Origin of the sequence: Halorubrum sp. C191, assembly GCF_002727095.1 — an archaeon.
In the GTDB taxonomy this organism is placed as follows: Archaea; Halobacteriota; Halobacteria; order Halobacteriales; family Haloferacaceae; genus Halorubrum; species Halorubrum ezzemoulense.
In genome coordinates this window covers 1-11,384 of the sequence record NZ_NHNZ01000167.1, presented here as the reverse complement: position 1 = coordinate 11,384, position 11,384 = coordinate 1, and the positions used below count along the sequence as shown (strand labels likewise).

Genomic DNA, 11,384 nt, shown 5'->3' with positions numbered 1-11,384 from the left:
CGAGGGTCGTGGCGGGATCGGTTTGGATCGATACCGGGCTCGTGCTGGCCACACGATGGGGTCAAAAGCGCAGTTCTCCGCTGTCACTGAGGGTGTCGGCGTTTCCCTGACCACTGTGTGTCACGCCAATTATCGTGGGGAACTTGAGACTACAGCGGGTATAGCGGGACTGTGATGCGTGGTTTCGGCCGATTCAGCATAATTCGAGGTGGAGCCTCCGACCTCAAGGAGCGAGCATAGCGAGCGAGTAGGTCGGAGAGGAAACCGACAACGCACGACGCAACCGCACGACGGTAGCTACCTGACTCCCCCACGTATAAGTACCATTAGATGGTAATCTGAAACATAGAGGTGCGTCGAACTGCGCCGGTCAAGCTTGTTGTTCCCGATGAGCGGTACGACGACCTCCACGAATCTGCGCGACAGTTCCTTTACTGTGCGAATCGTGCCGCTGAATTCTGTTGGGACGACGACTCCTACGCCAACTGCGTTACGGCGAACTCGACGGCACGGGACGCGCTCTACGAACAACTGCGAGAGGAAACTGATCTTACGGAGAATCGAGGAGAAAGCCTCGCGCTTTAGCGCGGGGATGAATCCGACACTACACTTCACACTTCACCGTTCGATGGTACGGCTGGATATTCCACGCTGAGCAAATACACACCTTCAAGTAAGTATATCTACATGGGTTACATATGGCGAAACAGGTCGTTACCCGCACCTATACTGCTTCCATACGGAACCAGTCTCGGGTGCAAGACGACCTTGATTCGCTCGGGTTCGCCGCCTCGAAACTCTGGAACGTCGGACGGTGGACGTGTAGTCGGATCTGGGACGAAATCGATCACATCCCGAACCACAACGAACTCACCACGTACCTCAAAACCCACGAACGCTATGCTGACCTGCATTCGCAGTCAAGTCAGCGAGTACTTCAAGAACTCGCTGAGGCGTTTAACGGCTGGTACGGTAAACGACGCAACGGAGATACGAGAGCGAACCCGCCCGGCTACCGCAAACACGGTGACGAACACCCGCGTTCCACAGTCACGTTCAAAGCCGCTGGCTTCAAACTCGACACCCAGTACAACCGCGTTCGACTCTCAAAGGGGTCGAATCTTAAGGAGTATTGGTCGGACTTCATCCTGTGTAAGTACCAGACTCGCCCCGACGTTGATCTTTCGACCGTCGAGAACGTCCAACAGGTTCGAACAGTTTGGACGGGTGAGAAATGGGAACTACACTTCGTCTGTAAGGTTGAAGTAGAGGTGGCTGAAGCCCCCGGTGAGAAGGCGGTGGGCGTTGATCTCGGGATCAACAACTTTGCCGCGCTTGCCTATGAAGACGGCCACAGCGAACTGTATCCGCTGAACTGTCTGAAGCAGGACGACTACTACTTCAGCAAGCGGATTGCCCGGTGTGACGACTCGAACTCTGAGCAGGCCACCCGGCTGAACCACAAGAAGTTGGCTCGTCGCACTCACTATTTCCATACGCTCTCGAAACACATTGTTGAACGGTGTGTTGAGGAAGGCGTTGGAACGATCGTAGTGGGAGATCTCTCGGGAATCCGCGAAGAGGATGACTCTGACGAGTCGAAAAACTGGGGCAAACACGGCAACCTCGACTTACACTCGTGGGCGTTCGACCGTTTCACAGACCTTCTCGAATACAAAGCCGAAATGGAAGGTATCACCGTCGAGGAAGTCTCCGAGGAGGACACGTCGAAGTCGTGTTCCTGCTGTGGTCGCAAGCGTGACGCGAACCGAGTTGAACGTGGATTGTATGTGTGCGATGAGTGTGGGACGGTAGCGAACGCGGATGTGAACGGGGCAGAGAATATCCGACAGAAAGTATCTCCGAGTCCCGCCACGGATGGCGGTGATAGGAGTAACGGCTGGTTGGCACAGCCATCGACGTTCCTGTTTGACAAGGAAACTGGTGGGTTTGCACCTCAAGAACAGGTAACGTCGTAAACCACAATATCCCAACCCAGTGGTGCCGTGGGAATCCTCGCGCTTCAGCGCGGGGAGGGTGTCAATGCGAACCTCGTTCAAGAGGCTATCCGTCGTGCCGTCCAAGCGACGAAAGGATGCGTCGAACGGTGGAAACAGGGCAAACGCGTGAGCCAGCCGGAGTTCACGTCGTGGAGCATGGTCTACGACAAGCGAAGCGCGACGTTCTACCGCAACCGTGTGTCTCTTTCGACTGTCAACGGGCGCGTCGAGTGCGACTTTGAACTTCCGGCGGATAGCCCGACTCCCTACGAACAGTACGTACTCTCGGAGAACTACGAGTTCCGGGCGAGCACACTCCAATACGACAAGGCGACTGACGAGTTTTACTTCCACATCACGACGCGAAAGTACGATACCGACGAGTCCGAGGTTTCGGAAGATACCGAGCACCAAACAGTTCTTGGTATCGACCTCGGCGTCAACAGCCTCGCAGTAGCTTCGACCGGCACGTTCTGGCAGGGCGACGAATACGATCACTGGTGCCGTGAATTCGAGATGCGGCGTAGTGAGATGCAACAGCGCGGGACGCAAGCCGCGCACGACGCCCTGCTTCGCCTCGGAAAGCGGGAAGAAGCGTGGCGGAAACAGTACATCCACACCGTTGCCAACGAAATCGTCTCGGAAGCTGTTGACCACGATTGTGGTGTTATTGTGTTTGAGGACTTGACCAACATCCGAGAGCAACTTCCACAGGCGAAGTGGCACCACATCTGGGCGTTTCGACGCCTCGCCGAGTACGTCGAGTACAAAGCGCCCGAACAGGGCGTCTCCGTGAAGCAAGTTGAGCCGAACCACACGTCCCAGCGCTGTTCTCGAACGGACTGTGGGTTCACGCACGAAGCGAACCGTGACGGCGAACACTTCCATTGCCAGAAGTGTGGCTACGAGGTCAACGCAGACTACAATGCAGCGAAGAATATCGGGCTACGCTATGCCCGAAAGCGGACACACAGACTCCGTTCCTCGCCCAAGTCGGGGAGCGGAGACGCACCAGTAGACGTGCGTGTGAATGGTGGGACGTTGAACGGCAAGAGTCACCAGCCCATTGCCGGGGACTGATTGCCGGGAGTCCACATCAAAGCCCTCCCCTCAACGAGCGAACCCCGTATGGGGTGAGCGAAGTAGGGTAGGGTAGTTTACGGATCGAAGTGGTAGATGTAGGGGTGGTCAGCCTTCCCAGCGGGCATGATTTCTTCGAGTAGCTCGCGAACCTCGGATTCGGAGGGAGCACTGGTGATGATTCGATCGTCGTAGATTGCTACATAGGCTTCGTTGAGTCCCAACTCGCGCAGTTCGCGACCCAAGCTGCGGGCTCGAGCCTTCCCCATCTCCTGATGGTAAATCTGCTCCAGTTCGTCGGTTTTCTCCCGCAACTGCTCGATCTCCGACGCGTATCGCTCTCGGTTGCGCTTGTTCTTCATGTAGAAGCGCAACTCCTCGGCGTCCGTCTTTTCGGCTTCCTCGGGAACTGGAAACGAGTCGATGATGCCGAAGCGATGTTTGGCCTCTTCGTACTCGTCGTCGATGTCAGTGCTGAGCGAGCCCCCGAATATGATGTTCTTAACCCCGATCCACCCATCGTAGACGATCTGATCCTCGAATGGCAACAGGACGACACTCGAAACCGGGACTGGAAGTGCAGATTCATCCCACACTTCGACGAACGGCAGCCGAGCCGGGCGGACTGCATATGCCTTCGGCGGTTCTGTCCAATCGAGGAAGATCGCGTCGTCTTCGCGATAGCGGACGACGACAAACTCTCCGGTGATGAAGTCAGTCCATGCTGCGACCTGCTCGAGATCAGCCTCCGACAGGTCAGCAGGGTTCTGGTCAACGAAGTCCTCTATCAGGTCCGTCGTTGACTCGTTGTACAGCGTGTTTCGGAGCGGGAGAAGCTCGTCAGTGTAGTGCTGTTCGAGGTCAGCGACCGTTTCGATCTCTTCGATGACATCGAATCGATCGTTGACATACACCAATAGGTGGGCGTACAGATCAAGAAACCGTTGTTCGCTCTCTTCGGACAGCCGTCTGTCGGCTTCACTCATTGGTAAAAGACGTGTTCATGGTCACATTAATCAGGCGTTTCGAACTCCGAGCAAGCCCGTCATCGATACTCCGAGATCGTACGATACGGGACGTAGTACCCAATTTCATCGATCCACGTCGACAGCCACTCGTCAGCAGTCGCTTCATCGATCTTTCCAGCATCGATTGCAGCTAACAGGACGCCGACTGACCCGATAACGGTCACGCCCTGGTCTTTCGCAAACGACCGGGCATCTCCGTCATCTGTCAGCAGTCGACCGTCGTGTGCGTCGGCGAGGGCGAACGCCTGTGCTTCTCCAGGATCGAGATGCCCACCAACAACGGCTTCTCTGTTTGCGACGGTATCCGAAATCGTGGCGACTGGGATTTCGTCGTCAAGCGTATCGAGTGCTAACTGGAGATATGGGTGGTCATCAACACCGTGCTCGAGCTCCTCGCGAACAACTGGGACCGTACAGATTCCAGAGAGGTTAGCAACTACCCACAGCTGGTCGATGTAGGCGAAATTCGAGAGGACAGTCGTGTTCAGGACGCTCGGGTTCGCTGGAATATCGTCGCTTGTCATTTCGCACGTGACTCCTCGTCATCCGAAACCTCCTCATCAAATTCGAGTTCACTTGCTGCCGCTACCTCGTAGGCCGCGTCGTCTTCGTCAATGAGCCCGAGGCGGAGTTCAACGCCGTGCTCGCGGAGGATGTCACGCATCGACCACCGGTCGACAGCAGCGAGTCTCGCGGCATCACCGAGCGTGATCCGCTCACGTTCGTAGAGGGCCACCGCAGCTGCAATACGTTCGTTCTCGTGGTCCTCGAAGTATTCACGCACGAACTCTCGCAATGCATCGCTCTTGCCACCAAACACACCAGCCTCAACAGCACCCTCGATGAGGAGGTCAAGGTCGTCTGGATAGGAGCCGGTGATTCGTGCCATCGTTCTATGCCAGAGTACGTCTTCATACTATTTATGAACTGCGCCAGAATTCCATATGCATTGAGAAGGCCAGTCTCAACTTCTGTTATCGTGGGGCTCCGTCCTGAACCCCTCTCTCACCAGCCCCTCTAATTCTACACTACTTATTCTTATTATCAGTCGGATTGTGGTCACCATAACTCGGCGCCTGCTGTCGATTTGGACGACTTGTAACCGTCACCGTAATTGGGTCTCTATCACCGACACACCAACCTGGAGTTGCCTGGCTATTATCACAATCAATATTCACAACCGGTCGTTTATACTGTGGTATTGAAGACCGCCTGATTACACGATATGTTGCGACGACGACGAGTTGTGGTGCCGGTGTGGCGCCGGTGGACGGCTGGATCCACGCTCGGGAGCGAGCGGGTACCCGTTGGTGTCGACGACCAGTACCGTCGGGCTCGCTGCCAGCCGCCGGACGGACCCCGACCGTCACAGGTGTGCCCTCAGGCGTCCGTTCGACGCGGCGGCGTACAGGAGACGCCGCCAGCCCGAACGACAACGAGAGCGAGCCAGAGAGCGCGGTCACCTGCGGCGTGGCGACACGCTGGCTGTCGCACCGTGACACGACGAGTGGATCGACGGCGTCGTGACCGGTCACCGCGGAGGGTCTGGACACGTCCCGAACGCCCTCGTCGATCGCGTCGACGACGTCCGGGCACCCATCGGGAGCAACAGGTGTCACGACGCCGGTGGCCATCAGCACAGCGCCGAGCCACTCCCGGCACCCGACAGGTCCCGCGGCCAGTAGCGAGGCAGCGCGCTCAGTTGGCGACAGGTGAACAGTGCTGAGCGTATCACAGACACCCGCCGAGACCGACGCCCAGTGGGTCCGATTGATTCCGCCAGGCGTCACCGATCCAGCTGCGCGGATTGCCGATTCGATGGGGGGCGTGTTGGCACAGGCAATCGGGACGATCGTCAGCGCTGCCCAGCCGAATCTTCGGGCTATCGATATCCTGTGTTACCGGGGAATCGCTCACGAGGAGTATCTCCTCCGACCGTGTCCAGCTCCAGACAGCCGTCGCGGTTCGGCACTCCCGATTCCCTCGGACCCGGAGATTGAGACAACTTCTGCCAGCGTTCAGGATGTCGATACGCTTACGATGCGGTTTGGGGCGTGGTTCGCAGACCAACTCATTGATCGGATCGGTGTCGAAATCGTTACTTGTGATCCGACGCCGCTCGGCCGGACACAGACACTCACGACCCGGCTGGTGACAGATGCGGAGACGCCGATCACAGTTGATCGAGCCGGATCACAGAGCCATCTGGCGACGTATCTCGACGGGCAGCTCGAACAGTCTGTTCCCCACGTTGCGCGCACGATTATCGCGCCGGCTGGGTCGGGCACCTACCACGTCGAACAACAGGTTGGGCAGTTCTCCCCGCAGGCACGCACGCTCCAGCGGCGCGACCTCGCACGCCACAGTACGCAACACACTGGGCCGTCGCTTGCCGCGCAGTACGACGCCGACGCGATCACGTCGACGTGGGAGCTGTTGACCGAGGCTGAGTGGGAACCCAAAACGCTACGCAGCCAGTCACCGTGTCACCCAACCCTTCACCGCCAGCCCGGGGCTGGTGCGGCTGCGAGCACGTTGGTTGATCTCTGTACCCAACAGCTGGAGTATCAGCGATTGCTCGGAACGCTTGGGGATCCACAGTCGCTTGCCCAACAGTACGACGCCCTCGCGTATTCACCGACACTCGAAGTTGAAGCTGCGTCGCTGGCGAGCATGTTGGGGCTCGTCTGGGGGTATGACACACCGGCGTGGGAGACCCAACACGACTTTGATCGCCGGCCCCCGATCCTTGAGTCGCTCGCGCTGCTTCGATCGGCTCCTGGGACCGATGAAACGGCTGGGCATAACCCACGGGTTCCGGGTGGGGACCAGTCGTCGTCCAACTTTTGGACCCCGGCGTCAGCGACGGTCGCTGACTGGCCGCTGCCGTCGTCGGGATCCGGAGCGGTGGGGCCGGCAGCGTCGGCCGTGACACGGCGGGCGATCAAGCGGCTTCGTGAATACGGCGACTCACTGTCGATGACTGCGACGTCTGGTGTTGATACGCCGTGGGCCACCGCTGTGCGGCGCCCGCCAGACGGCGACGCGAGTATTCTTGTGGTTGATGACGATGGGTCTGTCCCGCCGGGCGAACTTATTGCGGCCGCCTCGCATGGTGTCGCAACGCATGCGATAACGGTCGTCACCGAGACGCAGGCCGCCGCCAAACGGGCGGCCGCGATCTTACGAGAACCGTTTGTTGGGGCAGCCGACACGGAAACGATCCTGTATCCACGGACGGCCCGTCATTGGATCACGTCAGGACACGTTGCTGTTGTGCCTCGCGAGATGCCACTTCAGTGGACGATTGATCCAGATGGAACAGTTCGGTTGTCCACTCATAGCGAGTGTCTCGCCAGTGGAACCGTCTGGGGGGAGCCTCTCAGACCAACAGCAGCGTCCGATGATCCCTCCACCCCGCTGCGATGGGTCGCCCCAGAGTCGCCGCCGGTTGTGCGGACGACCGATGGCGTGGCTCGCGATCAGTACGACACGCCAGCTGCGCTCGCTGACGAGTACCGGTCGATCCAGCTCCCGGCGGTCCCCGCCCGGCGTTGGTGGAGTCCACGCGCGACGTGTCTCTCAGTTGGGCCCGACGGGCCGTCAGTGGTCGATCCACGCCGGCGGTTCGGGAGCAACGGGGAGTCACTCGAAACGGCTCTCGAAGAATTCGTCACCACGTACACGTGTCAGGCTGAAACAACACTGACAGCGTCGACGATTGCAACTGCGTGTCGCCGCTTGCTGTGGCCACAGTCGGCCACCGTGGTGTCACAAACGAAGCTGAAACGGCTGGTGACAGACCTCTCACGGCGAACGACGGGGCCGACCCACACCGAATCAGCGCTCTCAGGGCCCGATACGGTGACGCTCACCCAACGTAGGTGGATCTACCCGGACACGACAGCGGACCGGCCGGCCGCCCCGTTTGCTGACGCGACGGCGGCCGGGACGCCGACAGCATCGCTTGCAGAGACCCTTGCGGTTGCCCCTGACTACAAATGACAGACTCAACTGACACGGACGAGGTAAAGATTTACTCACAGTGGCCCCGCGTCGGTTGTCTCCGGTTGCGGCCACCGGAACGCGACGATGGGACGCCACCGGCACAGAGTCACCCGCTTGCGTCGGTGATCCGATCGGCGTTTTCAAACACCAAACTCCGGCGGCTTGAGTTGTTGTCATGGCCGGCAGCACCGCATCAAGAATGGGTGCTTCACCCGATTGATTCGACGGTCCAAGCCCAACCAGATGAAGACGATGATCTTGATGACCCCGGCCAGACGCAGGTTGACCGATTTGGCACTTCAACATCGGTGACTCACGACGAAGCGAGCGCGGCGACTGGGGCGCTTGAATCGGCGTGTAAAGAGCATCTCGTCAAGCCGTATGGGTACGGCTACGATCGGTGTGCTGTCGATCTGTCACCGCTTGAAGGAACCATTCGGCCGACGTGTCGGCTTGCGGTTCGGGAAAGTCCCGATCTGTTACCGTTAGCACAGCGGAATCCACACGGTGTCGTTGAGCTCATCAGCGATCTCAACGACCAAGATGTTCCTTATCTGCTACAGACGATTATTTCTCGGGGCGGAAAACAATCTGATTTCGAACTCTCACAGCGGCTTGCCGTTTATCGGCCCAACTACGGACTTGCCACCGAACACGATTTCGCCAAACACCTCGATACTGGTGAGCGAGTCGATCTTAGCACGTACTATGACGACCAAACGAATCGGATTCGCTCGAACTTTGATCTCGATGCGACACGGTATTTCGATATCGACACCTCTGGCGATCGCTACGAGGCCGTCTCACGACACAAACATGATGTCGAAATCATCCGTGCGGCACGACGTGTGCTTGCCGGGCGCAAAGATTGTCACGACCTGTACGCGGGGTATCACGACACCGACAAAGAACTCGAGAACCTCTATCAGTATGCCAACTACTACACGAAGATCCCAGTTGATAAGCGAACAGTGCGAGCGTTCGTCGCGCTCGTGTCTGACTCAATCAAGTACTCTCCGTGGGAGAACGTCGGCTACATCGATCCGCCCAAGCTGATCACAAATCCCGTCGTCGTACCGACAACTGCGGGCGAGACAGCGGATCCGGAGGCCGCTTCGCCTGAAAACGTCACCCAGTACGACGACGAGCAGTCGGTCAGACTAATGACCCAGGGATCAGCGGAACATCAGCTCAACGAGGACTGGGTCAAGAACCACTTTGCGGACGCTGGCTGGACGGTCAAGCAACTCGATACTGAGGCAACCGAGTCTGTGCCTGATATCTGGATACAAAAAGACGAGATCGAGTACTTCGTTGAAGTCGAACACAAAGGCACCGATCAACCAGCAAATGTATTGACAAACGCAGCACGCGCCGCGCATTATGATATGGACGTAATTTTTGTTGTCAAAAAGAAACCCATAGCGCAATCGATCGCCAAAATACTTCGAGAACCCGTCACCGACACCGACGTTCATAATGGCGCGCAGCTGTACACGATGTCGGACGAGCTGACGCTTACTGACGGGAGTAAACCGGTGTTGCCACCGGATGTCGAGTCATCCCAGTGGTATCTAAGGTATCAGGAGCCACCGGAAGCCGAAGCCGAGGACGAGGACGGTGATATTGAAGCGCGTTCGCCATCACAGATCGAGCCGGAACTCCGGCTTGAGACACCGGATGGGGAAGTGCTTGCCGCTGGGTCCGTTGATGAGAGCGTCGCAACATGGGAGTTTGAAGAGCTCCTCTGCGAATCGGATCCGAGTGCTGCCGACCGGACCAATGTTCATGGACCGTTTGTCCCAACGCAACTTGCGTACTTAGCCCGGAGTAGCCTTCGGTATCGTAACGGCGACCAACTCGAGCGGCTTGATCCAAATGAGTACCCTGCTAATTGGAATCAAAGCGACGCGGCTGGCAAACGTGAACGGTACAAGAATGCCTACGAAACATTTGTTGACCGATACACTGTCGCTGTCGACTACACCGAGATTGAAAAGCCCGACTTTATCACGCCGATGAACGAGCGGATCTACAAACCGCAGACGTCACGCAAAGCCCCCGGTATGCGTGAGTCTGGCCGGGCGCTCTGGCAGTTCGCTGAGCGTAAATCTCGTGACAATAATGCCCTTGATCTGATCAAAAACCGGACGTGGCGGTGGCCCCACGATGTGACCTCGCCGGACATGTCTTTTGTTGGTCACTCAACTGTGTTGTCCGAACTCGGCCTTGAGGAGTGACTGGCTGCTACCGGGGAGGCGTGTAGTTCGAGGGATTCTAGCATTATTATAGAGTATCAAGGAGAATACCTGCGGCTTCAGCCGCAGGATGAATCCGACAATTCTGAGCCTGTCCACGTAGTGATAGCCGATCGGAGATTTGACAATCCGTGAGTTAAAGTGACAGGCAGCCCTACATACAGACAGGAATCAGACCGGAAATAGAGCGATTCCGACCAGTCCTACGATGGCGGCCTGTCCGCCCCAAGCAATGAGACAGTAATCGGAACCAGTCGGGTGAACGGTCGGTTCTTACAATGAACCGATGCTGTGCCCGACTGCTGTACGCACCACAGAAGTAACTCTAAGTCCGTCGACATCTGCCGGACTCCCCGAGGCACAAACAACTCTGGGTGTCCCAACATGGCCGAGGATAGGAGTACCGGGGGCTTGGCACTCCCAGCAGTCCCACCCGCTACAGTCCGTGAATCCCACACGGATTCTCACCGCACTGGGATTCGGTGAGGCTGGAAACCTGAAATCTCCAACGCTCAGGATTCCTCCGCGTTTAGTGATTAGGACATCTTACTGAAGAACCCGCTGAGATGGTTTTCGATCCACGATTCAGCGAAGCTGAGCTTCTCTGTGAGGTTCCCAAATATCTCATCAAGCAGTGATCTGTACTCGTCTTCGCCGTCGACAATCAACGGCGAGGACTCCCATTTGAGGCTCTTCCAGACTGGCTCAATCGGATTGAGATGCGGTGACCCAACAGGGAGAAAGACCAGATCAATGCCTAGCTCGTGAGCGCGCTTGCGTGTGTACTTGCAGATGTGTGAAGAGAAATTGTCCAAGACGAGCAGAATCCGCTTGCCGGGATTCTGCTCGCGGATTGCCTCGAAGCACGCACAGATCTCTTCTTTCGTTTGATCTGGTGGAAATGATAACACACTCGTCCCATTGAGTGCGTAAAACCCGGCCGCTGGTGTGTCTACTTTCACCAGCGGCCGTTCGATGTGCGGCTCATCAACTGAGTATACTCGCTGTGA

The 11,384-nt window shown here is 57.5% G+C and carries 7 protein-coding genes and 2 pseudogenes; 5 read left to right on the top strand and 4 right to left on the bottom strand.

Annotated features, from left to right (window positions below):
• Window positions 1-345: 345 nt before the first annotated feature.
• The 3 genes and pseudogenes from Z052_RS21065 to Z052_RS15125 form a co-directional block, all read left to right on the top strand.
• Window positions 346-561, top strand: a pseudogene (locus Z052_RS21065) (RNA-guided endonuclease TnpB family protein); the annotation flags it as partial.
• A 137-nt stretch (window positions 562-698) separates the two neighbouring features.
• Window positions 699-1,979: an RNA-guided endonuclease TnpB family protein gene (locus Z052_RS15130; RefSeq protein WP_094579974.1), complete on the top strand. Its 1,281-nt coding sequence runs from the start codon at window positions 699-701 to the stop codon at window positions 1,977-1,979.
• Between the two features lie 66 nt (window positions 1,980-2,045).
• Window positions 2,046-3,080 (top strand): annotated as a pseudogene (locus Z052_RS15125) (RNA-guided endonuclease InsQ/TnpB family protein); the annotation flags it as partial.
• Window positions 3,081-3,157: 77 nt separating this feature from the next.
• On the opposite strand, the gene Z052_RS15120 reads toward Z052_RS15125, so the two are convergent.
• The 3 genes from Z052_RS15120 to Z052_RS15110 are packed head-to-tail and all read right to left on the bottom strand — an operon-like array spanning window position 3,158 to window position 4,997.
• A complete protein-coding gene (locus Z052_RS15120; protein ID WP_094520312.1) occupies window positions 3,158-4,066 on the bottom strand; it encodes a hypothetical protein in 909 nt (302 codons plus the stop codon).
• Between the two features lie 59 nt (window positions 4,067-4,125).
• On the bottom strand, window positions 4,126-4,632 hold the full coding sequence (locus Z052_RS15115) for a twitching motility protein PilT (protein WP_094579973.1): 507 nt from the start codon (window positions 4,630-4,632) through the stop codon (window positions 4,126-4,128).
• Entirely contained in the window at window positions 4,629-4,997 is a 369-nt protein-coding gene (locus tag Z052_RS15110) for a UPF0175 family protein (protein WP_049933322.1), read from the bottom strand. Before Z052_RS15110 ends, Z052_RS15115 begins: the two co-directional genes overlap by 4 nt.
• A gap of 830 nt (window positions 4,998-5,827) precedes the next feature.
• Between Z052_RS15110 and Z052_RS15105 the strand changes: the two genes are divergently transcribed.
• Both Z052_RS15105 and Z052_RS15100 read left to right on the top strand, forming a co-directional pair.
• Window positions 5,828-8,113, top strand: a complete 2,286-nt coding sequence (locus tag Z052_RS15105) for a hypothetical protein (RefSeq protein WP_144050045.1) — start codon at window positions 5,828-5,830, stop codon at window positions 8,111-8,113.
• A 65-nt stretch (window positions 8,114-8,178) separates the two neighbouring features.
• A complete protein-coding gene (locus Z052_RS15100; RefSeq protein ID WP_199058296.1) occupies window positions 8,179-10,356 on the top strand; it encodes a hypothetical protein in 2,178 nt (725 codons plus the stop codon).
• Window positions 10,357-10,910: 554 nt separating this feature from the next.
• Here Z052_RS15100 and Z052_RS15095 read toward each other — a convergent pair.
• Window positions 10,911-11,384, bottom strand: a 474-nt coding sequence (locus Z052_RS15095) for an IS630 family transposase (RefSeq protein WP_144050043.1), incomplete at its 5' end; no start/stop codon positions are given.